Raw genomic sequence first — 23,695 nt, forward strand, 5'->3', positions numbered from 1 at the left:
TTCTCCGACACATCGACAAAGTTTTCATGTAAGTTCCGACTATCTCTCATTGGAAGGGCTCTGACGATGAATGCTCCGAATCACGAACGTCGCGACTTGACGCGCGAGATTCTCGAATTGGTCGACCTGCGACAAACGTTTACCGATATTCATATCGAGCAGGACCGGCCGATCATGATCAAGGCGCCGCGCGGCTGGCTCGCCGTCGGCGAAGAACCGGTGCTCTACGATGAGATGCTGCCGACGCTCGCCTCGATCGAACCCGATTGGGAAGCGCTGCTTCAACGCGGCGCGATCGACCGCCCGTTCGTGCTGACGCGCTGCCGTCTTCGCTGCAACATCTACCGCACCAACGGCGGCCGCAAGCTCGTCATCTCGATCCGGCGCCTGCCGCTGCAGCCGCTCACGCTCGACAAGCTCGGGCTGCCCGCCTACGTGCGCTCGATGATCGACAGCGCGAAGGGCCTCGTGCTCGTGACGGGCCCCACCGGTTCGGGCAAAACGACGACGATCGCCTCGCTGCTCGAGCACATCAACCGCACGCGCAACAGCCACATCGTCACGATCGAGGAGCCGATCGAGTACGAGCTGGAGGGACGCACCTCGATCATCTCGCAGCGCCAAGTGCCCAACGACACGCCGAGCTTTTCGGCCGGTCTGCGCGAAGCACTGCGGCAAAAGCCCGACGTCATCATGGTGGGCGAAGTGCGCGATCCGGAGACGGCCGAGACGGCGCTGCAAGCCGGCGAATCGGGCCACCTCGTGCTGGCGACGATGCACACGGGCAGTGCGATCGGCACGCTCACGCGGCTGCTCTCGTTTTTTCCGCCCGAGCAGCGCGAGCGCTACGCGGCCGCGCTCGCCAATTGCTTGATCGGCGTCATCTGCCAGTGCCTCGTGCCCACTCAGGACGGCGAGAACTTCGTGCTCGCGAGCGAGCTTCTGTTCAACAACAACCAGCAGATCAGCAGCATGCTGACCGATCCGGGCAAGCTGCCCTTCCTCGCCGATTTCATGAAGCGCAAGGAAGACAACATGTCGCGCTTGCTCAACGAGCACCTGTTCTCGCTCGCGTCGAAGAACCAATGCTTGCCGCGCGACGCGCTGCGCGCCGCCTACAACCGGCTCGAGCTGCACGAGATGCTGCAGACGCTCGCGCCGCATTGAGGATTGCAGGCGGCCGGCTATGGCCGCTTGCATCAATAGAACGGCGTGATCGTCCATGAGGTCACCACGCCGGGCGTGTAGAAAATGTTGTTGCCGGTGCCGCAATAGCTCGGCTGGAAGGACGCTGGGTTGGCGCCGCCGTAAATGATCCAGTACGTCGTGAAGCGCACCGTGTAGCCCGAATTGTTTTTCGGCAGCGCGTGCGTCAAATTCAAATTGACGTTCGCCAGATCGCCGACGATCTTCGACGACTGATTCACCGCGCTGGCGAGCGTGTTGCCCGTGTCGTTGTCGATGAGTTGCGCGTAGAGCGTCACGTATGCGCCCTGCCCATTGCTCAAGTCCTGCGGCGCGCTCGGGCACGAGGTGACATAGGCGTCCTGCATATGCGCCCAGGCGTAGACCGAAACTGCCCCGTTCGCGGGCAGCGCCGGCACACCGCGATTGACGACGGTAACCCAATAGCCCATCGCCGGATCGTATTGCGGCGCCGAAGGCGCCGTGCCGCACGTGAAGTTCGTGCTGCCGCTTGCCGAGCCCACGTCGATCGCGCAGTCGGAATCGGTCGATACCGTGAGCGGATTGATTTCGCTTTGCGCCTGCCAAGTGCCGTTTTGGCACGAGAGCACGCGGCCGCGCGCGTCGGTCGAGATCAGTGTCGTGCTGGCCGAGGCCGGTGCGATCGCCGCGTTCTGCGGTGCCGGCGGGCAGGACGCGCCGATCGTTTGCGCGTTGCCGAGCGCGAGGTTGCCCGCTTCGTCGACCGACAGCGCCTGCCAGGTGCTGCCGTTGTAGACGTAGGGACGATGCGTTTGCAGCGTCATGCGCACGTCGCCCGGTTGAGGCGGCGGCGACAGCGCGCCGGCCAGATCCGCTTCCGAGTTCACCGCGTCGCGCCAGTGGAACGAAGCCTCGGGCACCCACACGGCCCTCGCGCGATCGCAATTGAGCACGTTGCCCAGCGAATCGGCCGCGATCGCGCCCGGGCTCGTGCAGGCTTGATAGTCCACCTGTGTGGCCAACACGATCGGCACCTGCATCGTGTTCGCCTGCGGATTGCCGGGCACGGCCACGCGGTACAAATAATCGGCGCTCGCCGCCTGCGTGCCGTTGTAATAGATGAGGCTCGCCAGATGCCCGGTTCCCGTCTTCGTGCCCGAGCACGAAGCGCCGGCCGGATTGGGGGCGGCCACCGACCAACTCCCGAACGCGCCGTTGGCCGCGCCCGAGGCGTTGTTGGTCGCTTGAATCGAGCCGCCGCCTGCCCCCGCGTTGGCCGCCGCGTAGCCGAGCGCCGGATCGGGGATCGTGCTGCCGCCTTCCGTCACGAGCAGTGCCTGCAGCACGCCCGGTGTCGCCGTGCCGTAGATCAAGAGACACGGCGTCTGACCGTACGCGTTCTTCGCGCCCGTCGCATTCGATAGATAGGTGGAAAGCTGGTACGTCGTGCCCGTCAATGCCGCGACCACGGGCGTGCTCGTCGTGGCCTGCGTCGTCAACGCCGTGTAATTGCCCTCGATCAAGTGCGTCGCCGCGGCCGTGAGCTGCGCCTGGTACAGCGCCGCTTGCTGCGCGCGCGTGTCGTCGAGCGTCGAGTTGATCATCGTCGCGACGCCGCCGATCATCAGGGCAGCCAGCGCGAGCACGGCCAGCATTTCGATCATCGTGAAGCCGCGCGACACGTGGCGCGCCCGGCGCGCGCGGCTCGCTCGCGTCGAGAGACCGGCGGCAAAACACGATGTCGAAGAATTCACGTTGACCCACCGGATGCGCTCAGTAGTAAGAGTTGATGGTCCAGCCCGCCGCGATGGGCGTGTTCTGGATCGTTGTGTTGCCCGCGCCGCAAAAGTTGCTGACCCACGGCGTCGTAATGCCGGCGTAGGTTGCCCAATTGGTTGTGACGACGATGGTATAGGTGTCGCTTTGCAAGCCTTGCGTGAGCGAGTTGTTGATCCCCCCCGAATCGTCGATCAGCGTCGGCGATTGACTTTCCGTATGCGCCACGACGGTGCCGCTGCCGTTCTTGATGTCGACGCTCTGCGAAATCTGCGCGTGATGGCCCGTCGGCCCATTGCACAGGCCGTCGTTCATATGTGCCCATGTCGACGCGACGATAATGCCGGTCTTGTCGAGTGTGACCTTCCGTTGATAGGTGTACGAGTACGTACCGTTGCTCGATTGAAATGAGTAGTCGCCGGACGTGTAAGCGCCCCCGGGCTGACCGAAGCAGTTGTTGTAGTCACCGGCGCCGCCGTTCGCATTGGCCATGATGATCTGGCACTGCGTTACGCTGTCGGCAATCTCGATATCGTTCTGCGTTTGCCACTTGCCGTTTTGGCAGGACATCACGTGCCCGGCAGAATCGGTTGAGACTAGCGTCGTGTTGGGCGCAGGCGCCGCGACGCCTGGCTGAGGCGAGGGCGGGCAAGGGTCGCCAGCCTTATTCGTGTTGCCGAGTGCAAGGTTGCCGGCTTCATCGACGGCCAGCGCTTGCCAAGCATTGCCGTTATAGACGTAAGCGCGATGGGTTTGGAGCGTGACGCGCACATCGCCCTCTTGCACCGGCATCGCCGCGCCCTGGAGGGCGGCTTCCGAACTCACCGCTTCGCGCCAGTGGTACGAGGCCTTCGGCACCCATCGCCGTTCTGTCCGATCGCAGTCGACGACGTTGCCGAAACCGTCGGCTGCAATAGCGCCGTACTGGGTGCATGGGTCATAGTCCGTTTGCTGGGCGAGTACGATCGGCACCTGCATCGTGTTCGCCTGCGGATTGCCCGGCACGGCCACGCGGTACAGATAGTCGGCGTTTTGCGCTTGCGTGCCGTCGTAGGAAATGAGGCTCGCCAAATGGCCAACGCCTGTGGGCGTGCCGGTGCATGATTGACCGGCGGGATTGGGCGGCGCGAGCTTCCAGCTCCCGAACGCGCCGATGGCGGCCCCCGCCGGGCTGTTTATCGCTTGGATCGCTCCGCCGCCCGCCCCCGCGTTCGCCGCGATATAGCCGAGTTCGGGATCGGGGATCGTCTGGCCCCCTTCGGTCACGAGCAGCGCCTGCAGCGCATTGCCCGACGACGCTTTGTAGATCAGTAAGCACGGCGTCTGACCGTAGGCGTTCGTCCCCCCCACCCCACTTGGAAGGTAATTCGAAAGCACATAAGGCGTGCCATTCAGCTTCACCACCACCGGGCTGCCCGACGTCGCTTGCGCCGCGAGCGCCGTGTAGTTCTGCTCGACGAGGCGCGTCGCGGCTGCGGTCAGTTGAGCTTGATAAAGCGCCGTCTGTTGCCCGCGCGTATCTTCGAGCGACGAGTTGATCATCGTCACGAGGCCCGCCATCATGATCGCCGCCAGCGCCAGCACGGCCAGCATTTCGATCAGCGTGAAGCCGGACGTGTAACGGCGGCGCCGCGAATCGTCGCGGCGTATCGATGCGAATGCGCGCGCGCCGGCCTGCCTAGTCATAGGCTTGCGCCATCCATACCGGCATGCCGTTCGGAATGACGTTCGCGAGCGCGGCCGGCAGCGGCACGGCCGGATTGCCGGGAGAGACGATGTTCGCGCCGAGCGCGACGCCCGCCAACATCGAGCCCTGTGCGAGTTGTTCCATGCCGACGATTGCATCCGGCGCCGCCGGCGAGGAAGCGTAGATCACGACGAGGCTGCCCGTATACGCTGTATTGGGCTGGACGTAGTTCTTCCAGATCGGATTGGGGACGTTCGCGCCCATGTACGGCGCGAGGCTGCCGGCCGGCACGACGCCGGTGAACGAAGGGTTCGCGCGCGCGAACGCGACGACGGCCTGACGGTATTCGCTCATGTTCGCCGCGAGCGCCATCGGCGACGGGCCTTGCGGCACCGGCGTCGATTCCTGCCCGAGGAGCGCGTAGGCACCCGTCAGCATCCCGAGCACGGCGACGATCCAGATCATGAACATGGCTGGGCCCAGTTAATCAACGAGACTCAGGTCTGCTCAATTAGAGGTCCACGTGATAGCTACAGCTGACGTGCCACAGTCGGTTGTCGCAATCGCAGGCGTGATCGGGAAGGTCGTAACAGCGTTGGCGCCGATCTTGATTTGCGTCCAACTACCTCCGGCAGTAACCGCGTTGATGCATACAGCTGGCGGCACGTTCGTGTATGCAATGTCAAACGTACCTTGAGAAGACGAACTGACCGTAACGGATCCGCCCCAATTATTTGACGCGCTCGCACCCGAAATGGGAACCGTGCTAGGGAACACACCCGCCGAAGCCAATACCGAATTGCTAATGCCCGTGTATCCCTGCGTCTGCCCCATGTAGAGCTTCTTCACGCCCGCTTGAATCGCGGCGACCTGCTCCGACAACTCGTTGGTACCCGCGCTCGTAAATGCTCCGTTGAGCAGCGCTACCGCCCCGATCACGACGATTGCCGCAATCCCGAGATACGCGATCGCCTCAAGTAGCGAAGCTCCTCGCTGCGCGCGTCGCGATCGGCGGCTCGCTGCTTTGGCGCGAATTGATGCCGCGGTTTTAACAGTCATGTTGCTCTCCTTGATTTCTGCAATCGGCACGAAAAGAGACGTGCCCCCCGGTCCGACAATCGTTCACACCCACTGCATTACACGGCAGGCTCAATGTAAGCTCCGAGCCATAGCCGCAATTTCCTGCTGAATTCCGAAGAAGCCCGTGATGAGCCACGACAGCACGAGCGCGAGCACGACGATCGCGAACCCGTTGACGACGCGCATCTGAGCCTCGATCGTCTCCACGCCCTCGCTCATCCACTCGCTCGCGAGCGAGTGCAGCGCTTCGGCGAATCCCTTGTATTCGGCGTAGACGCACAAGTCGTCAACGATCTCCTCCGACGGGAACCCATATCCCGCGTTCTTCATCGCCTCGCCCACGTTCACGCCCGACTTCACGCCGAACAACATGTCGTCGATGCGCTGCCGCAGCCACGGGCGCGCATCGGCGCCCAGCCGGTCGAGCGAGCGTTCGACGGTGAAGCCCGCCTGCTGCAGCGAGGAGAACGCCACGAGAAAGCCACACCCCGTAATGAGGCGATAGATCGAATAAGGCGGAAAACGGTCGAGCCAAACGCGCAAGCGCCCCGCCCAGCGCGGCATCGAATAGAACAGCGCGATCAGAAGCGCGGCGAGCACCAGGAGGCAATAGACCATTCCGCTCTGCACGAAGCGCGACAACGTATAAAGCGATTTGGCCACGCCATGCCAATGCTCGGGATTGACGATCGACGCGAAGCGCGGAATGACGAGCTTGCCGAACAGATAGACATACCCGATCGTCATGGCAACAATCACCGCCGGATACGTCAGCCCGCCTACGATCGCCGTGCGGATGCGCCGGCTGTACTGCACCACCGCACAGACGTTGAGCAGCGAGGCTTCCAAACGGCCCGACTGCTCGCCCGCCATAACGATCATCTGCTCCGTATGCGGAACCCACCAGGCCATCGCCTCGGCCAGCATCCCGCCGTTTTGCACGATGCCGCGCCAGTCGGCGAGCGTGAGGGCAAGCGGCTCGCTCGGCTTGCGCCCTTCATGCGAGGCGCGCATCTCGAGTTCTTCGAGGATCTTGAGCAGCGGCAGGCCGTTCGCAAGCATCTTGGCGATCTTGCGGTACAGCCGCAGTCGCGCCTGAGTCGTGAGTTGCAGGCGGGCCCAGCGGCGATTCACATCAAGTGCCATAGCCCGTTCCCAGCGTCATCTGCAACTCGCCCGTCGTCGGCTCCAAGGGCCCGACGATGCGCTCGGCCATGCGCGGATCGACGAGGCCCGCCGCGACTTTCTCGAGCGCATGCTGCGCCACCGTCTGCCCCGAAAGCTCGTCGATCCAATAGCGATGCGCATCGGCCTTGCGGCCCGCGCGCAGCAATTCGCAGAACGTCGCGTCGGTCCGCACCAGCTCGGCCACGACCGTACGCCCGACCGTACCGTTCTTGCAATGCGGACACCCGGGCCCCGCCACACGCACCTGATCGAAGCGCGGGCCGACCGCGCGCTTCACGCGCGCGACCAGCCCCAAGTCGAGCTGCGCCATCGAATCGGCGAGCGGGCGCGAGCAGTGCGGACACAGCTGCTTGACCAGACGCTGGCTGATGAGCCCGGTCACGAGCGATTCGTCGGTCACCATCGCGATCGGCAAGCCGAGATCGACTAGACGATCGACGATCGCCAACGCGCCGTTCGCATGAACCGTCGTCCACACCTGGTGCCCCGTCATCGAGGCGCGCAACGCGCTTTGCGCCGACGCGCGGTCGCGCATCTCGCCGATCATGATCGTGTCGGGATCGAGCCGCATCGCATTGGCGATCGCCGCGGCGAAAGCAAGCGATCGCGCCTCTTCGGTCGGCGCGTTGACGACCGGGGTTTGCACGGCCCCCTCGATCGGATACTCGACTGGGTCTTCCACCGTGATCACGTGGATCGTGCCGGCCATCTCGCGTAGCTGCTTGGTCAACACGCGCTGCAGCGTCGTCGATTTGCCCGAGCCCGTCGGCCCGCTGATGATGTTCATCCCATGCGGCTGCTGCGTCAGCATATCGAATGCATTGGCCTGCGCCACCGTGAAGCCTAGCTCGCGCAGGTCGGTCGATTCGCCCGCATCGTTGTAGAGCAGTCGCAGCACCATGACGCTGCCGATGCTTGTCGGCGCGGTGGCGATGCGCACGCCGAAGAGCCGGTCCGGCAGCTTGTCGCGATCGCCGATCGCCGCATCCTGCCGTTCGTTGGGCTTGTAGGTGTTGTCCGATACGCTCGACATCGCCGCGTAGAGCGTCGCGAGCAGCCGCTCGCCGTACTCTCGCGTCTGCTCCGACACGCGCACGAGCTCGTTGTGGACACGGAACAAGATCTCGGTGCTGAAGCGGTTGACGCGGATGTGGATATCGGAGGCGCGCTCCTCGCACGCGCGCGCGATCAGGTTCTTCGCGATGACCTGCATCTGCGTATGGTCGATGCGCTCGCCGCTGCCGTCGCGGCGTTGGCCCTGATAGCTGCGCCGGATCACCTCGAGCGTGACGAGCCGTGTCGTGTAGCGGCAATTGAGCCGGTTCAGACGGGCGCAGTACGAGAGCACGAACGGATTCATCTCGTGCCCTTCGGCGATGAGCAGCGTGCCGTCATCGAGCAGGCAGAGGAATTTGCGCTCCTCGTTGCTGGCGGCGAACTCGCCGCTGTCGGAGAGCGGACGCGCCGTCGGTACCGACGACTGAGGTACGGCTTGCGGCGGCGCGATCGAGGCGAGCGCCGGCGCCGCCTCTTGCGTGGCCTCCTGCGCAAACGGCACGGCTACCGGCACGGCGACCGGCCCGGCTACCGGCGAGGATGGGGCGACCGCGTCCACTTGCAGCGGCCTCACCGCGCGCGACAACACGAGCGGCGTAACGCTTTTCGGGCCGTCGCCCGGGGGCTGAGTGGTCGAGCTCATGGCATCACCTCGCGGGCATCGGGTAAGTCGGAATAGGCGGCACCGCGCCCGCGCCGGCTTGCGCCACGTTGCGGGCCGGGTCGCGGACGCTCGCCGATACCGTCAGCGTCGTCCGATGGCCGTCCGCCGCGGTGAGCACGACCGCACCGGAGCGGATCGCGGCGACGCGCATGCCGTTGGGCAGCGTGTCGCCGGTCGCGACGTCGAACTCGGCGCCGTCGCTCGTCGCCACCGTCGCGCTGATTCGCTTGCCAAGGCTTTGCGTGGCGACGAGCGACACGTCCGAATACGTCGACACGGTGCTGCCCATGCGATGCAGCGTCTCTTGACGCTCGACGACCTGTGCCTGCGCATCGAGCTTCTTCAGTTGCGCCTTCAGGATCAGCGTGTCCTCCTGCAGCCGCATCAATTCGTTCGCCGCCTGCTTGGCGGCCGCCGTGGGGACGACGTCCACGCGCGGCGCGGCGTCGGCCGCCGTCGCGCTGGCCTCGCCGAATGCCGCGAGCGGCCACCCGGCCGCACTAGCGAGTGCCAATGCGGCCAATACAGCCAATGCACGGTTATTTCTCATAAAGCACTCCGTCTAGGGTCCACTGCCCGGACTTGTACGAAAGCGTCTCGATGCGTACACCTGGCTCGTCGAGATACTTGATGACGCCGTCGGGCCCCACTTCGCCCAATTGCGCCGACAGATGCCACGTCTGCCAAGCCGGCGCGCTCGGCTGCGCCGTGCCCGGATGGAGCCGATCCAGCGTTTGCGCCGCGAGGCCGCGCTCCGGCGCGGCAACGCTTACCGGCGAAAACGTCAGCGGGATACCGAGCAGTTGAAACGCCGACAACATGCGCAAGCGCACGCCGTGAATGCCGTCTAGGACTTCATCGCCGCCCGGGGGAAGCCTGACCGGTTCGACGTAGGTCGCATGCTCGCCGTTGGCATCGATCGTGGCGCGCGGTTCGGCCGCCATCAGCATCGCCACGTTCGAGCCGCCGCGCGACCAGCTATAGCTGACGTTCGACGAACGGCAGACGTATTCGTCGAGGTCCCATCCGCCCGGCGCGATGGCCGCGAAGTGGTCGAGACAGGCGTGCACGAACGCATCGGGGCGCGGCTCGCTTGCCCACGGGTGCGGTATGACGGGCTTGGGCTGCTGCAGCGCGAGCTGCGCACGCATCCGCTCGAAGGCTTGTTCGCGCTCCACTTCGATCCGGTGCCGCCGGTACAGCACGTAACCCGTGGCGCCGCCGACGAGCACCGCCAGCACGACCGCCGCGATCAGCATCTCGCGCACCGGGGCGCGCCGCGAGGCACGCGTGAGATTGATCCAGCGCGGCAGATGGGGCTTGCCGCCGCGGCGCGGGATCATGTCGTCGATCCGGCGCGCGTAGAAGTTGTGGAACCCTTGCACCTCGAGCTGCGGATCGCCGATCACGACGTTCCAGCCGCCAAGCCCGTAGTCGCTATGCAAGCGCTCGAACACTTCCTCGCTCGAGCCGATCCAGTCGCCGTTCGGCAAAAACGCGCCGTCGCGCACGGCGAAGTAGGCCCAGCGCCCGTCGGGCAACAGGAACGCGCCTAGCCAGTTCGGCGCCGGCTGCTGGCGCCCGTCGTAAAATGCGCCCTCGGTGGCGATCGCTTTCGATACGAGCGCGCCGAGCGAGGGCAGCCCGAGCTGCGCCCCTTCGCGCGTGCTCGCGAAACCGGCGCCCGCGAACGTGCGATCGATGCGCAGCACCATCGCATCGAAGTTCAAGCGCCCTGCGAGCTCCGCCGCTTCGGCACGAAGTTCGTGCCGGCGCGACAGCGACTGCCAGAATAGGCCGCAAATGAAGCGCTGACGGCCGATCTGGATGACTTGCGTCGCCATGAGAAATCCGCTCCGTCGCGCGCGTCAAGCGCCGTTGATCGCGATCGGCGAGAGCAGGATGACGATCACCTCGCGCGAGCCCGATGCATTGAAGCCGCCCATCGCATAGTTCGACGGACTGCCCACGCCTTGACGGTTGTTCTGATCGTTGATCCCTTCGTACCCGCTGATGACGAGCGTCTGGCCCGACTTCACCGCGATCCGCTGCAGGAAGTTGCGCGTATCGACGGTGGGTAGCTGAATCTGCCCGTTGGCCGGCCCGAACGGCTGCAGACTCACGAGCGACGAAATGTTGCTGTAGAACTGCATCATGATCGTGCCGTCGTCGAGAATATGCGGCAGAACGGTCAAGTTGAAGCCGGTCGTCACCGTGCCCGGCGTGAGCGAAGTCTGGCTGCCGATGTTGACCGTGTTGGTCGTCGATATCTGCGCGAGATAACCTTGCTGCTCGGCGACCTGCACGGGCACGGGCTGATCGTTGAGCGTCGTGATCGATGCCGAGGTCTTGCGGTGCACGGTGCCTTGCGTCGAGAGCGCATCGATGATGGCCGACGTGCTCGAGGCGCGGCTCGAGGGCGTGATGACCGTCGCCGAGAGTTCGCTCGGATTTTGGATGAGGCTCGTGAATGCCGTCGTGATGCCGAAGCGCGTCCCGAGCGCTTGGTAGACGGCGGTCCAGTTGATGCCGTAGCTGTCCTGCGCCGAGAGCGTCACCGACAGTACCGTGACGTTCACGAGCACTTGCCGCGCGAGCACCTGGTTCTGCTGCTCCATGAATTCGCCCACGCGCTCGAGCACGTCGGGCGTATCGGTCACCGTGATCGAGCCCGTCGCGGGCGAGGTGATGACCGAGCCTGCCGGCGAGAGCATCGCTTTGATCGCGCTTTGCAAGCCCGTGTAGACGGAAAGCTGTGCGTTCATCGTGATGTTCGCGGTGTTGTCCGAGGACACCGAGGGCGAGCTCGACGAGCCGCCGCCCGCGCCGCCGCTGGCGCTCGTCGCGCCGCCTCCGCCGCCGCTCGCGTTGCCGCCCGACGTGCCGCCGCTGTTGCTTGCGCCGCTGACGACGTTCGTGTCGACCTTCGATTCACCCGGGATCGCCACGACCTGATAAACGCGCGTCGCCGTATAGAAGAACACGATCGAGCCGTCCTCGTATTTCCAGTAGACGCCGAAGCGCGCCGCCGCCGTATCGAGCAGCCCGCGCAGCGTACCGTTCGAGTAGACGATATGGATCGGCGTCGTCACGGAGGGAACACGTGTGGTGTTGAGCCCCAGCGCGCTCGTGGCGGGCGAGGGACCCTGCAAAAGCCCCGTGGGCAGCGGCGGCACACCCGGATAGGGCGCCGCGGCGCCGCCACCCGAACTCGTATCGGCGGCGGGCTGCGTCGCCCGCATGGCGGCCTCGCTCGTGCCCGGCGCCACTTTCGCCGGCATGTGGGCGAGGCGCGATACTCGATCGGCGAATGCGCGCAGCGAGTCGACGGTCCCGTCGAAACTGGCGGCCTCCTCGAATAGACCGGGTAAGGTCGACTTCTTGGCGATCTTGATCGTCTTGCCCGATAGCCAAAGCTCGTTCTTGACGACGACGTCGTCCGGAGCGGCCAGCGCGCGATTGTCGCCGCCCGCTACCTTGCCGAGCAGTTGATCCGCGCGCGCGGTATCCGCCTTCGCGTTGCGGTCGATTTTTTCAGTAAGGCCGGTGCAACCCGCCAGCAGCGACAAGCACGCGGCAACGACGACGAGGGGACGACGCAGCGCGTTCATCAATTTGCTCCTCTCGGGACGACGCGCATGACACGGTTGCCCTTGTATAAAACCACTTGAATCGGCATTTGCGAGCCGGCCAGCGCATTGGTCACTTGCCGCAGCGCTTGCTCGAGCGTGCCGTGAATCTTTGCTGCCGCATCGACCTCGAAATCGGTCGGCACGTCCCAGACGAATTGCCAACCGGCTTCACTCGCCCATCGCGCAAGCGCGTTGCGCACGGAGCCGTCCGACGTGCGCATCTCCCATTCGGTGCGCTCGGGCGGCGCCGCGGGTGCAAGCGCGGGTGCAACCGCTGGCGCTGGAGCCGGCGCGGAAGCGGGCTCGGCGGCCACGGGCAACAATTGCGTCGCGGCATGCGGGGTAGATGGAGCGGCAGGCGCCGCGCTCACCAACAGTGGTGGGGCCGCGGGCAAGCCTGTCGCCGCGGGCGCTACGCTCGAAGCCTTGGAGAGCGGCGCCATCGACACGTCCGACGCGAGCGGTGCAACCGGCGGTGCGACGGGCATGAGCGCCTTCACACCCGATGACGCCTCGGCCGCGGCCGGCGCCGGATCGGCGCTCGCCGGCCGCGCGTGCGCGGTCACGGTGACGAGGCGCAAGTCCGTATCCACGCGCGCCTGCAAGGCCGGATCGACCGACAGAATTTCACCCAGCACGTGCGTGACCGCGCCGCCCGCATGCCAGCTCACGGGCGTATCGGCCCACGCCCCCGCATTGGGCACATTGACGCTGTAGCTCGTCGGCAAGATCTGTTCGAGCGCGCGCAACAGCGGGACGTCGTGCCCGTTCGTACGCACGACACCGCTCATGCGCTGGCCGCCTTCCACGACGACTTGCCGATCCGATGCGTGCGCCGTGACGCAAAACAACCAGGCGCAGCATAGCGACGCTTTGAGCGCGACTGAAGCGATGCGGCCGCGCTCGCCCGTGTTCCCCCACTCGCGGCTTGCACCGCTCAGGCGACGCACTTGTATTGCACACTCGACTCTTGTTGTTGCGAAGTTCGTTTTCATTCTGCTCAAACCATGCACCCCGCCAGTCGCGCGGGCTACGGCAAGCCGCTCCTCGCACGTGTTCCCGACGCATCGATGCTTTCCGAAAATGCGGCAGCGCGCGTAAGGAATTTGAAGGTAGCGCCGTAGGAAATGGGAAAACCGGCGCCAGGATAGTACTACGTGGCAATCCGTGTCTACGGCAACCTACTCGAGAGCTTTAGCGAAAAAAAAATCGTCTGAAATAGGCATCATCACTGCATATTCAACATCTGGACCTCTGCGCTCGCGAGCGAGCGCGTCGATACTGGAGACGCCCGCCCAGTAAGACTTTGCGCGTTCCCCTCCAAGAAATGGCAGTGATGCACACCCGCGCTCGCCATCGCAATACGGAAATATTTCCTATACGAAACTGTGTTACCGCCGCGTTCGCGCGCGGCGGATATACGGCGGCTCGAGGCACTTCAAGCGCTTTTCGTCGGCGAACGTAACAAATCGTCGAAAAACCGAGACGAAACCGATCGCCCGCCACCCTGAAAAGGCCGATTTCCTCATCGAAAACGCTTCTGCGCGCAAACGTTAAAACGAAGGTAACAAACCATCACAAACCTCGGTAAAAGTTCGTCCGCGATGAAAACATGCACTCACTGCTTCACGAATGGCTACACGCCGACTAACGCACCGCTCACCGAGTCAGGAGCACGACATGTTCTCGACGATCTACTTCGCAGCCGCTTCCGCCCTCTCCTTCGACGACACGCCGACCGACGTCGCCTCGAAGCTCCTCAATGGCCAATTCTTCGAGGCGGCCCGCAGCGCCGCCCATCACGCCGACACCGACGCGGTGCAGGTTCAGCCGAGCTACGCGCAACTGCAGATCTACGGCGATCTCGAACTGTTGCTCGGCCGCCAAGAAGAGGCCGAAGAAATCTATCGCCGCGCGCAAAAGACGATTCGTCAACAACGCGACGGCATGCGCATCGCCTCGTGCCGCAACACGGGCTGGCAAGCGTTCTTCCGCAATCAGTTCAGCGTGGCGCTGAGCTGCTTCAAGCGCGTCGGCGAGGAGAAAGCGGCCACGCCCCGGCAGCGTCTCGACAGCCTGGTCGGCGCCACGCTCGTCTCGTTCCACCTGGGCCTCATCCAAGCCGCTTGCCATCGTCTCGGCGAACTGGCGGCGCTGGCCGCCACGCATAGCGATCGGCGCTGGACGTACCTCGTCGAAGCGCTGCGCCGCGATCTGTTCGCGCAGCACGAACTGCACTGCTCCGAGCGGCTCGCCGATCACATCTACTGGCGCTCGGTCATCGCCGAATTCGCGCCGGACCAAGCACCGATGCGCAACTGCGCTCCGGACGGCACCGTGCTGCCGCTACTGGCCGACCGGCTCGAGCACCTGCGCCATCTGGTCGCGCTCGCCCGCGGCGACGCGGCCGCGAGCGAAGGCCTCAAGGAGCACGTGAGCGCGAGCCGCAAAGCGGGCCTCACCGATTACCACCGCAGCCTGTGCCTCGAGATCACGCTCGCCGCGATCGCCGGCCATGCGACGGCGCTCGCCGAAACGATGCTCGATACCTCGGGCGCGGCGAACGCACAGGGCAGCCAACATGCGCGCTGGTATCTCGACTACCTCTATTGCCGCGCGAAGATCATGCAGCAACAGCTTCGTACGCAAGAGTTCGCGCAGTTCTACGGCCGCTATGCGCTCGCTTCGATCCAGCACGTGCGGGCCGACAGCATGTCGATGCCCGCCGTCGCGAGCGAACACGTGCAGAGCACGCGCACGGTGCAACGCTCCGACGACGTCAGCGCGCGGCTGCCCGCCAAATATCGCCGCGCCTATCGCTACCTCATGGACAACCTCGATCAGAAGGACTTGTCGGTGCGCGAAGTGGCCTCGCACGTGGGCGTCACCGAGCGTGCGATGCAGGCGGCGTTCAAGAACCACTTGGGCCTGTCGCCGAGCGAGCTGATCCGCCGCCAGCGCATGGAGCGCATCCGCGGCGACCTGCTCGACGACGGCGCACCCGTCACGCGCTTGCTCGACGTGGCCAACAAGTGGGGCGTGCGCCATCGCTCGACGCTGATCAACGGCTATCGCCGCGTGTTCCAAGAAGCGCCGTCGGAAACGATGGGCCGCTGAGCCAGGCTGCCGCCTGCCGCGTCCGGCTTCTTCTCGAAGCGGCGCCGCCCGATTCGCACGCAACGCGTGGGTCGGGCGGCGTTTCTGTTTGAACCGCGATATCCGCTTTCGGGCGCATCGCCGCACTCCCCGGGTACACGATCATGCGACCACCTCTTCTGAAGCCTGCGCTTGCGTTGATGCTCGCCATCCTGTCCGCCCGGCCCGCGCCCGCGCGGGCTGAAGTCATCGACTGCTACGCCGCGGCCGGTGCCTATCAGCACGTGAGCCCCATCGTGCTGCGCGCCATCGCGTGGCAAGAGTCGCACGGCAACGCCAACGCGATGCATCGCAACCGGAACGGCTCGACCGACTACGGCATGATGCAGATCAACTCGATCCATCTGCCCACGCTCTCTCGCTACGGCGTCTCGGCCACGGATCTCATGAACCCGTGCCTGAGCGTCTTCGTCGCCGCCTGGCACTTGCACAAGATGATGATCAAATACGGCAACACGTGGGCCGCCATCGGCGCCTATCACTCCGAGACGCCCGCCGAACGCGACCGCTATGCCGGATCGATCGAAGCGATCGTCGAACGGATGAGCGCGGCGGATGCGGGCGATTGAACCAAAGACCAAGGGCCCCCGCAAGGCGGGAGCCCTTCCAAACCAAGCAGCAGAAAAGTTGAGCCGGTGAGCCGCGGTATTCCATTCGCGACTCACGTCAACGTTATTGCCCTGTGACGGCCTTCGTCATGGCTTTCGTCCCTTCGTTCCCAAGCGTAGCCAACGTGGAAACCTCTTCATTTTGCTGATTGATCAACATCCCGGCTATCTTGCCCTCGTTGTCGATCTGCGACATCTGGGCTTGCAGCCGGATCATGTCAGCCGCCTGCGTCGCATGTTGCGCAACCGCGGCATCCCCTTGGTTCCCCCCTCCCATCACCGAAGACGCCATCGAGTCGCCGGCGAAAGCCGTTTGCGCTTGGTTCCCCGAAGCCGTTAGTGCGTGGCCCGCCGCCATCGCTAGCATCGAACCCGGTCCGGGCGGCATCAAATGGCTTGCCGTCTGAAGCGCGGCGCCCGCCAACGTCTGGCCCGGCAACCCCGAGCGCCGCGGTGCTCCCGCCGACGCGCCGCTGTCCGGCCCCTTGAAGCTGGACAAGCCTTCCAACTGTCCCCCCGGATTGCGCATCGCAGGAGATTGCTTCGCCTGCGCTGGGTTAGCCGTGCCCGTGCCGATTTTCGGTTCGAGCATCTCGCGCATCCTGCCTACGATGCCGGTTGGGATGCTTCCTATGTCATTAGCCATGATCGACCTCCTGGAGTGAAATTACGAGTTCCTCGCCGTCGGCCATCGTTCAACTGCCAACGGCGCGGCCTTTCGCATCCCACCTTTGCGCAGCAATGTCGAGGAATGCCATGGCAGGTTATTGGCATTGGTCGAAACGAGTCGGCCGCGATGCGATGCGACGACAGGAATTGCGAAGTCGTTCGCTTCTCCTCGAACTTCCAGGACTCGCGTTGACAGCGGCGGATCTGTCCTTCCGCACGCTCGGCGCCCGTGTACACCGCGAGATCGCTTCGTCAATCCGCCGATAACTTCGTGTCAGCTAAGGCGGCGCAGGCGCTGCGCAATAAATTAGTGTTCGCGGCGGCCCGCTTCGGCTGTTCCGGGCCGGCAACTCCCTCACACCGTCATTTCCCACCTGGAGAAAATCATGTCCAGCACGGCAGTCCTTGGTTATAACAGCGGATATACGAGCGGCCTCGACAGCCTGGGCGGCGTCGGCGGCTCGGACAATCAAAACGAGATCGAGCAATTCCTTGAACTCTTGATCCAAGAGCTTCAGCAGATCCTCAGTCAGAGCCAGGGTTCGGGCTCGGGCGACGACGGCGTGGGCGGAGTCGGTGGCGGCGGCAGTGGTGGCGGTGCAAGCCCCGCATCGTTTGCGCCGCCGCCCGCACCGGCGCCGGTCGCAAATACCGGTGGTGGCAGTGGTGGCGGTGGTGGAGCCGGCGGCGGTGGTGGCAGTGTTGGCGGCGTAGGCGGTGGCGGTGGTGGTGCTGGCAGCGGCAGCGGTGCGCCGCCGACCCTATCCGGCGGCGATGCGGCCTCTCAAATCACTCAAAACCTCGAGCAGCGTTACGGCCTCAACGCGGCGCAAGCAGCCGGCGTGCTCGGCAACCTGCAGCAGGAAAGCGGGCTTCAGGGCGATATCAACCAAGGCGGCGCGAAAGGCGCACCGTCCGGCAATTTCGCCGACGACAACGGCAACGGTTGGGGTCTTGCTCAATGGGGCGGCGCACGCAAGCAAGGCGAGATCAACTATGCCCACGACCACGGGCTCGATCCGGGCAGCCTTCAGGCCAATATCGGGTATATGGACCAGGAACTCGATACGACCTACAGCAAGACGATCAGCGATATCAAGAACGACTCCACGCCCGAGCAGGCAGCGTTGGATTGGGACAAGGATTTCGAACAGGCGAGCGATCCGCAGATGCAAAATCGCGATCAGTACGCCGAGCAATTCTTCCAGCAGGGCCTCTGAGTCATACACGCGCGTCCATCGCGACACGTCCGCATCTATCGTTACCGTCCCGCCCGAGCTTCGGGCGGAATTTTTTTGGGTCCGTCGTGTGGGTCGATTACTCAGGCGGCGACCGAGCCGTCGTTTCGCGCAAGCGGGAGCCTTTCGCATCGGATCGAGTTTGATCGGATCGCGATGATGAAGCGAGCGTGGAGACCGCCAAAGGCGGACGTCGTTGGAGCCGCCACGGCATTCGCTGAATGGGAGGGATCGTGAGGAAGGGCCGGCATCGACGCGGCCACGAGTGCGTTGCGATCTGTGATCGGCCGGCATCCGCCCCGTGGATCGGGGGCGGCGGCCGTGTCGTCGTCAATCAATCCCTTCCGAGCAAACGCCGCATCGCTAGGCGCACGTAGGGATCGGGACTATCCTCGTACGCCGTCGCGTAGCCGTGCCATGACGGATCGTCGAGCATTTTCAGGCAGATGGCCTTGAGCTCGGGCGAGCGATCGTCGGGCAGGCCGTTGACGAGCTGCCATGCTTCGTGGGGGCGCCCGCGCACGAGCGCGATCGTCACCGCGAAGACCGGCACTTCGCGTGTCTGCGGATAGGTATCGTTCATCTGCGCGAGCAACGTTTCCGCTTCGTCGAGTTCGTTCGCCTCGATATGCTCGATGATCGATTGGGCCATCGCCGGTGCGTCGGCGGGCATTTCAGTGAGCAGGGCCATCATCGTCGCCACCGCCTGTCCGTCAAGCCGAGGCCGGCGGCACGGAGGCTCCGCCACCGGTGATCGATTTAACCGCTTCCTTTCCGCCCGCCAGCGCGACCGTCGTGGCGGCGCCTTCGGGCGTCAAGTCCTCGGCGAGCGTCTTGCCGCCTTCGAACGCCTTGAAGCCGCCCTTGGCGATATCGCCGGCGCCTTTGAGCGCTTCCTTGGGGTTGCCATCGAGCAGCCCCTTGCCGATCTCACCCAGGCCGCCGAGCGCCTTGCCCGCGCCGTTGACGACATCGCTAGCCGCGTGAGTCACGTCGTGAACCACGTCTTTGACGACATTGCCGATAAAGCTCATTTGTTTTCTCCTTGATCGTGAACGGCGCGCTTGACGAGGCGCCCGAGGCAAAGCCGCATCTCGGCGGCTCATACACGAATCTAAAGAAAAGCATCGCGCGCCATGCCCCCTCCTACGAAGCGGCGCCGTGAAACGCGAAGCCCGCTTGGCTACCATGGACGATTCGCAACGCTCGACCGAACTTCGGCCTCGATAGGCGCCGCTCGTTCGCACGTCCCTAAGCTGAATGCCGAGATGGCGATCGGCCGTCGTTGGCATCTTTTGAAAAGGAGAAACGATCATGCGTTTCGCGTTCGCCGGCTTCGACCGCTGGCGTGTGGTGTTCGAGGCGTTCGTCGGCGCCGGGTGGGAGCCCATGGCGTTGTATTCGATTCCGGTCGACAACCGGCTCGATTTCAACAACGAGATCGTCGCGCGAGCGGAGCAACTGGGCATTCCCGTCCAGCTCTCGCGAATCTGCGAGGACGATCTGCGCCGGCTCGCCGATCGCGGGTGCGACGCGTTGATCGTAGCCGGATATCGCTGGAAGATTCCGGATTGGCAACCGCACCTGCGCTATGCCGCGAATTTTCATCCGTCGCCGCTGCCCGACGGACGCGGCCCCTATCCGGCGATGCAAGCGATCCTCGAGGGCCGGCGCGATTGGGGGGTGAGTTGTCATCGAATCGATGCGCAGTTCGATACGGGCGAGATCATCGATGCCGAGCACTTTCCGCTCGACGCGGACGAATGGCACGAGACGCTGCAATTGAAGCTGCAAATGGCCGCTAAGCGGCTCGCCGCGCGCGTGGCGGGCGACTTCGAACAACGCTGGAACGGGCGGCGCACCCAGAACGGCGGCAGCTACTGGCCGCGGCTCGACGACGCTCAGCGCACGCTCGATTTTTCAACGCCCGTGGCCGAAGTGATGAGGGTCGTGCGCGCATGCGGGAACAGCGAATGCATCGCGCCGCTGCATCAAATGAAGGTCCATGTGCGGCGCGCGATGGCGTGGAAGGAGCCGCATCGGTATGAACCCGGGCAGGTCGTGCACGAATATCACCGCTGGATTGTCGTTGCCGCGGCGGACGGGCTCGTTGCGTTGCTCGACTGGAGTCCGCTCAACGCTAGCCAGCGCCGGCAGATGACGGGTTGAAGAGCAAAAAGCAAAGAGCAAACGAATCCAAACAAAACGGCCGCGCTGCAATGTCATGCAGCGCGGCCGTGCTTCTTGCACTGAACCGGGCGGTCCTTGCGGCCGCCCCGCTCGTCCTGGCTCTCTAGCCCTTACTTCGTGCTCACTCCGGCGATCGAGTCCGTATTCATGCCCGTCAAGTGATCGAATGCGACTTCGAGGCGCGATTTGCCCGGCGTCAGGACGTCGGCGCCGCCGAGTGCGTTCTTCAACGCGTCCCTCGACTCGTCGTCGATCTTGCCGCCGCCGTGCGCGTTCGCGGTCTGCTGCAGTTGCGAGCCGATCGCCGCCGCATCCGATTGACTGAGCTTGCCCGATTGGACCGCCTTGGCCAGCGTCTTCGTCGCGGCGTTGCCGTCGCCGTGCGACAGTTCGCTTTCCATCGCTTGGAAGTCGGCGCCGTCCTGTTTGTTGAAGTCGGACATTGCCTTGCCTTCGTCGGCCATTTGCATCGACTTGCCGTCCTTGACGAGGTCGCCGGTGCCCGGCTTGACCGGCGTTGTCATGCCGCTCGCGGGCAAACCGCCCGTCGCGCCGCCTAGGCCGCCGGTTCCGCCGAAGCCGCCGGTTCCGCCGGTTCCGCCGGCGCCGCTTGCGCCGCCCGCCCCCATCGCGCCGCCTGCGCCGCCGGCACCCATCGCACCACCTGCGCCACCGGCCCCACCTGCGCCACCCGTCGCATTGCCCGCGGCGCCTAGACCGCCCTGCGCCGCCCATTGGAAGTTGCTCACGCCCGATTTGCCGTCGGTGCCGGCCACGTCGTGCGTCTCGATCTGCTGATACGCGCTCGGATTGGCGAGCATCGTTTTGGCGGCTTGCTGCACCGTCGGCGGCGTGCTGCCGTTGGCGTTCGATGCCAGCTGATACATCGCGTTCGGGTCTTCGGCGTCGATGCCGTTTTGGCCCATATACGAAGCGAGCACGCCCGCCGCGTTTTGCACCGACATGCCGCCACCGCCAGCGCCGCCGCCTGCGCCACCGGCACCGCCAGCGCCACCACCTGCGCCACCGGCGGCACCAGCACCGCCTCCTACGCCGCCGGCCCCGCCCGGCATCGCGCCGGCACCACCGGGCATGCCGCCTGCGCCGCCCGTGGCGCCGGGCATGCCACCTGCGCCGCCGCCTTCGCCGCCCTGGCCGTTTTGCATTTGCTTGAGCAGTTCGCTAATGAGCCCGATGACTTCCTTGAGCACATCTTGCGGCGAATTGCCCGACGATCCGTTGGCCATGCCGTGGGTCAGCCGCTGCAGGTACGCAGCCGGGTCCGTGGAGTAATTCGTTATGCCTGAGGCGTTGAGTTCCATGATGCTTCCTTCCTGTCGGGTGAGTTTTCGGATGACCTTCGGTGTTGCTTGGCGAAGTCAGTCTAGGTTTGCTCCTACTGCTTGAGCGCTCCGGCGCGAACATTGCGGTTGAAACGCGAATCGACCGAAGCGCGAGAAGCGGGCATTACGCGCGGACCCACATCATCGACGCGGAAAAGCCGCCGTTATCGGAGCCTTGCGGCTGCGGCGAGGTAGACGCCGACGCGCCAGCTTGCGGGCTCGCCGCCGGTTGCATGGAAGCGTCGAGCTTCGCGGCCCGCTCGAGCAAGCGCGCGCCGATCTTGGCGGCATCGGGGTTCTCGCGCTGTTCGACGGCCGTGCGCGCGTAGCTGTGCCACAACGGATCCTCGAGGCCGAAGAGGCACACCGCCATCAACGCGGCATGCAGCCCCGAACGCTTGGCATCGGCGTCGTCATCCTCGAGCACGCGCCGCGCGTCGTCCCACGACTGGCGCCGCACGTAACGCCATGCGGCGACCGTGCCGGCGCCGTCCCATCTAGGGCGAAGCACGCGCATCGCCTCGAGCAGATCCTCGAAGTCGGCCTCATCGTCGAACTGCGACGCCGTCCATAACATCTTGGTGAGACCGCCGGCTATCTCGTCGCTGCATCTTGTGTAAGTCACGTTGTCCTCGTCTGCTGGAGTCATGCGATCAAAAGCGTGCGGCGGCGCCACGCATGGCCGTGTCATGCGTGCCGGCCGGGTCTTGCGTTATGGGCGTCCCCTGGCGCTAAGTCTCTTGCATCCGATGCGCTTTCGCCGGCGCGATGCGAATGCAACGCTCGCAGTGCGAAGCAGTGGAGATGGAATGTGTCGAGGTGCATCGAGGTGCATGAGCGCACTCGATTCGTCCGGCGTCTCGCGTGTGTCGAAGCCGGGGGTGCCCGATGGGAAGCGATGTTGAGTGGTGAAGGCGCGAATGGGCCGGCGAAAAGAGGCGCAGCACAATCGAATCATCGATCGCTAGATTTCATCCATACGGCTGCCGCCATGTCGCTGCGCGTGTTCAATTTCCGGTCGATGCTGACGCCGACGAGCAATCGTCCGCTCGACGCTGGCATTGGCATTGGCATTGGCATTGGCAAAGCGCCCTCGGCGCCGCTACGGCCGAGAGGCCGAGGAGCGCTATCGGGTCTATCCGAGTTCGACGCAAACGCGGCGGCGTGCATATTCCAAGCATCGGCGCGTCTCTCGCCGTGAACCTCGACGAAGCCCAAGCCTTACTGGGTAAGCGCGGCGTGCAGTGCGGGGCAACCAATACGAGCCCTTCCGCCCAGCGTCCGCCCCCCCCGAGGCTATCCATCCCGAGCCAAAAACCGAACGGCGCACCGCAAGCGATGATGGTCGACAGCCGTCCGGCCACGACCTCGCGCCGCCCGGCCGTGTGGGCCAGTTCGACCCAGCAGGGCTACGGCGTGCACGTGCCCGGAAGCGGCGCGTTTCGAGTTGAGACGTTGAAGGAAGCAAAGGACTTGCTAGACAAGCACGGGATCGCGTTCGATGCGCCTGGCGCCACCATCGGCGGCCCATCCGGCAGGCTTGGCGCGCCGCCGCAAGAATGGCTGCGCATGCCCGAGCCGTCCGATCATCCGAGCTTCGATTTCAATGCGCTGATGCCGGAGATCGAGCAGACGAACGCGCAGATCCATCGGTTCTTGCGCAAGATCCTCGCGTCGCTACAGGGGGCGATGGGGCGGCGTGCGGGGTTGAGGCGAGCACACACGCACCAATGCCGTAGTGGTTCGATTCCGGGCAACCGGTCTCTACGTCCGGTTGAGCAGACTCGCCCGGTATGACGGGACTTGGGTCACCCGCCGACGCAACGAGGCGGACGAACAAGAATATGAGGCGCTCGGCCTAGTGAATGAAGCGCGTAAGCATCGCCAGGACAGCTAGCCCTACGATCATGCTGAGCAAGGCATTGCGCCAACGAAGGTAACTCAACGCGACGGCCGCCAGTGCAACGATCTGAGCGCCGAGCGGCGACGCTGGGCTACTTGCGCTCAGGGAGTGCGTGACCAGAATCACCATCACGCACAAGGGAAGCTCTCGGTTGAGCATCGTCATCCATGCGCTTCGTAGCACCGACCGATGCATCAGGGTAATTCCCGCCCCCGATTCCAAGACACCTGCCGCGACACGAAGCTCGGCCACGATGGGAGCACGAGCCAATAGGCAGGACGAGATACAACCGTCACGCTTTAACGGCTGGAACGCAGACGGTCAGATGCTCTGGAATT

At 64.7% G+C, this 23,695-nt stretch carries 22 protein-coding genes; 6 read left to right on the forward strand and 16 right to left on the reverse strand.

Going from position 1 to position 23,695, the window contains the following annotated elements; all coding sequences use genetic code 11:
- Positions 1-66 precede the first annotated feature (66 nt).
- On the forward strand, positions 67-1,167 hold the full coding sequence (locus C0Z18_RS04430; RefSeq protein WP_102644163.1) for a type IV pilus twitching motility protein PilT: 1,101 nt from the start codon (positions 67-69) through the stop codon (positions 1,165-1,167).
- Positions 1,168-1,199: 32 nt separating this feature from the next.
- Here C0Z18_RS04430 and C0Z18_RS04435 read toward each other — a convergent pair whose 3' ends face one another.
- From C0Z18_RS04435 to C0Z18_RS04480, 10 genes are all read right to left on the reverse strand, one after another.
- Positions 1,200-2,921: a prepilin-type N-terminal cleavage/methylation domain-containing protein gene (locus C0Z18_RS04435; protein WP_233217021.1), complete on the reverse strand. Its 1,722-nt coding sequence runs from the start codon at positions 2,919-2,921 to the stop codon at positions 1,200-1,202.
- Positions 2,922-2,940: 19 nt separating this feature from the next.
- Complete coding sequence (gene pilV / locus C0Z18_RS04440) at positions 2,941-4,629, reverse strand: shufflon system plasmid conjugative transfer pilus tip adhesin PilV (RefSeq protein WP_102644164.1); 1,689 nt, start codon at positions 4,627-4,629, stop codon at positions 2,941-2,943.
- On the reverse strand, positions 4,622-5,101 hold the full coding sequence (gene pilM, locus C0Z18_RS04445) for a type IV pilus biogenesis protein PilM (RefSeq protein ID WP_102644165.1): 480 nt from the start codon (positions 5,099-5,101) through the stop codon (positions 4,622-4,624). The genes pilV and pilM overlap by 8 nt, the downstream gene beginning before the upstream one ends.
- Positions 5,102-5,137: 36 nt before the next feature.
- Positions 5,138-5,689 carry a type 4 pilus major pilin gene (locus C0Z18_RS04450; RefSeq protein WP_102644329.1) on the reverse strand — a complete coding sequence of 184 codons (552 nt, stop codon included), beginning with the start codon at positions 5,687-5,689 and terminating at the stop codon, positions 5,138-5,140.
- A 90-nt stretch (positions 5,690-5,779) separates the two neighbouring features.
- Positions 5,780-6,856 (reverse strand): type II secretion system F family protein, encoded by a 1,077-nt coding sequence (locus C0Z18_RS04455; RefSeq protein ID WP_102644166.1) that lies wholly within the window; start codon positions 6,854-6,856, stop codon positions 5,780-5,782.
- Positions 6,846-8,597, reverse strand: a complete 1,752-nt coding sequence (locus C0Z18_RS04460) for a GspE/PulE family protein (RefSeq protein ID WP_102644167.1) — start codon at positions 8,595-8,597, stop codon at positions 6,846-6,848. Before C0Z18_RS04460 ends, C0Z18_RS04455 begins: the two co-directional genes overlap by 11 nt.
- A gap of 4 nt (positions 8,598-8,601) precedes the next feature.
- Entirely contained in the window at positions 8,602-9,168 is a 567-nt protein-coding gene (gene pilP / locus C0Z18_RS04465) for a type IV pilus biogenesis protein PilP (protein ID WP_102644168.1), read from the reverse strand.
- A complete protein-coding gene (pilO2, locus tag C0Z18_RS04470; RefSeq protein ID WP_102644169.1) occupies positions 9,158-10,462 on the reverse strand; it encodes a type 4b pilus protein PilO2 in 1,305 nt (434 codons plus the stop codon). The genes pilP and pilO2 overlap by 11 nt, the downstream gene beginning before the upstream one ends.
- A 24-nt stretch (positions 10,463-10,486) precedes the next feature.
- The gene (pilN, locus tag C0Z18_RS04475) at positions 10,487-12,229 is read right to left on the reverse strand and encodes a PilN family type IVB pilus formation outer membrane protein (protein WP_102644170.1); all 1,743 of its coding nucleotides are present in this window, start codon (positions 12,227-12,229) and stop codon (positions 10,487-10,489) included.
- Positions 12,229-13,245, reverse strand: coding sequence for a toxin co-regulated pilus biosynthesis Q family protein (locus tag C0Z18_RS04480; protein ID WP_102644171.1), 1,017 nt, complete (start codon positions 13,243-13,245; stop codon positions 12,229-12,231). Before C0Z18_RS04480 ends, pilN begins: the two co-directional genes overlap by 1 nt.
- Positions 13,246-13,930: 685 nt before the next feature.
- Here C0Z18_RS04480 and C0Z18_RS04485 point away from each other — a divergent pair.
- Entirely contained in the window at positions 13,931-15,367 is a 1,437-nt protein-coding gene (locus C0Z18_RS04485) for a helix-turn-helix transcriptional regulator (RefSeq protein ID WP_102644172.1), read from the forward strand.
- 179 nt (positions 15,368-15,546) lie between these two features.
- Entirely contained in the window at positions 15,547-15,975 is a 429-nt protein-coding gene (locus C0Z18_RS04490; protein ID WP_408646961.1) for a lytic transglycosylase domain-containing protein, read from the forward strand.
- A 103-nt stretch (positions 15,976-16,078) separates the two neighbouring features.
- Here the strand turns inward: C0Z18_RS04490 and C0Z18_RS04495 are convergent, their stop codons facing one another.
- Positions 16,079-16,606, reverse strand: a complete 528-nt coding sequence (locus C0Z18_RS04495) for a hypothetical protein (protein ID WP_146013928.1) — start codon at positions 16,604-16,606, stop codon at positions 16,079-16,081.
- 463 nt (positions 16,607-17,069) lie between these two features.
- On the opposite strand from C0Z18_RS04495, the gene C0Z18_RS33755 reads away from it, so the two are divergent.
- Complete coding sequence (locus C0Z18_RS33755; RefSeq protein WP_146013929.1) at positions 17,070-17,903, forward strand: phage tail tip lysozyme; 834 nt, start codon at positions 17,070-17,072, stop codon at positions 17,901-17,903.
- Positions 17,904-18,255: 352 nt separating this feature from the next.
- Here the strand turns inward: C0Z18_RS33755 and C0Z18_RS04505 are convergent, their stop codons facing one another.
- Together C0Z18_RS04505 and C0Z18_RS04510 are read right to left on the reverse strand one after the other, a co-directional pair.
- Positions 18,256-18,615 (reverse strand): HrpB1 family type III secretion system apparatus protein, encoded by a 360-nt coding sequence (locus C0Z18_RS04505; RefSeq protein ID WP_102644175.1) that lies wholly within the window; start codon positions 18,613-18,615, stop codon positions 18,256-18,258.
- A gap of 19 nt (positions 18,616-18,634) precedes the next feature.
- Positions 18,635-18,955, reverse strand: coding sequence for a hypothetical protein (locus tag C0Z18_RS04510; protein WP_102644176.1), 321 nt, complete (start codon positions 18,953-18,955; stop codon positions 18,635-18,637).
- 280 nt (positions 18,956-19,235) lie between these two features.
- On the opposite strand from C0Z18_RS04510, the gene C0Z18_RS04515 reads away from it, so the two are divergent.
- A complete protein-coding gene (locus C0Z18_RS04515) occupies positions 19,236-20,090 on the forward strand; it encodes a methionyl-tRNA formyltransferase (RefSeq protein ID WP_102644177.1) in 855 nt (284 codons plus the stop codon).
- A gap of 131 nt (positions 20,091-20,221) precedes the next feature.
- On the opposite strand, the gene C0Z18_RS32605 is transcribed toward C0Z18_RS04515, so the two are convergent.
- Complete coding sequence (locus C0Z18_RS32605) at positions 20,222-21,433, reverse strand: hypothetical protein (protein ID WP_146013930.1); 1,212 nt, start codon at positions 21,431-21,433, stop codon at positions 20,222-20,224.
- Between the two features lie 145 nt (positions 21,434-21,578).
- Positions 21,579-22,079 (reverse strand): HrpB1 family type III secretion system apparatus protein, encoded by a 501-nt coding sequence (locus C0Z18_RS04535; protein ID WP_102644330.1) that lies wholly within the window; start codon positions 22,077-22,079, stop codon positions 21,579-21,581.
- Positions 22,080-22,618: 539 nt separating this feature from the next.
- On the opposite strand from C0Z18_RS04535, the gene C0Z18_RS04545 reads away from it, so the two are divergent.
- Positions 22,619-23,251: a hypothetical protein gene (locus tag C0Z18_RS04545; protein ID WP_146013931.1), complete on the forward strand. Its 633-nt coding sequence runs from the start codon at positions 22,619-22,621 to the stop codon at positions 23,249-23,251.
- Positions 23,252-23,312: 61 nt separating this feature from the next.
- On the opposite strand, the gene C0Z18_RS04550 is transcribed toward C0Z18_RS04545, so the two are convergent.
- Positions 23,313-23,552: an AzlD domain-containing protein gene (locus C0Z18_RS04550; protein WP_269845292.1), complete on the reverse strand. Its 240-nt coding sequence runs from the start codon at positions 23,550-23,552 to the stop codon at positions 23,313-23,315.
- Between the last annotated feature and the right edge of the window lie 143 nt (positions 23,553-23,695).

The organism is Trinickia dabaoshanensis, from assembly GCF_002879885.1.
Lineage (GTDB): Bacteria > Pseudomonadota > Gammaproteobacteria > Burkholderiales > Burkholderiaceae > Trinickia > Trinickia dabaoshanensis.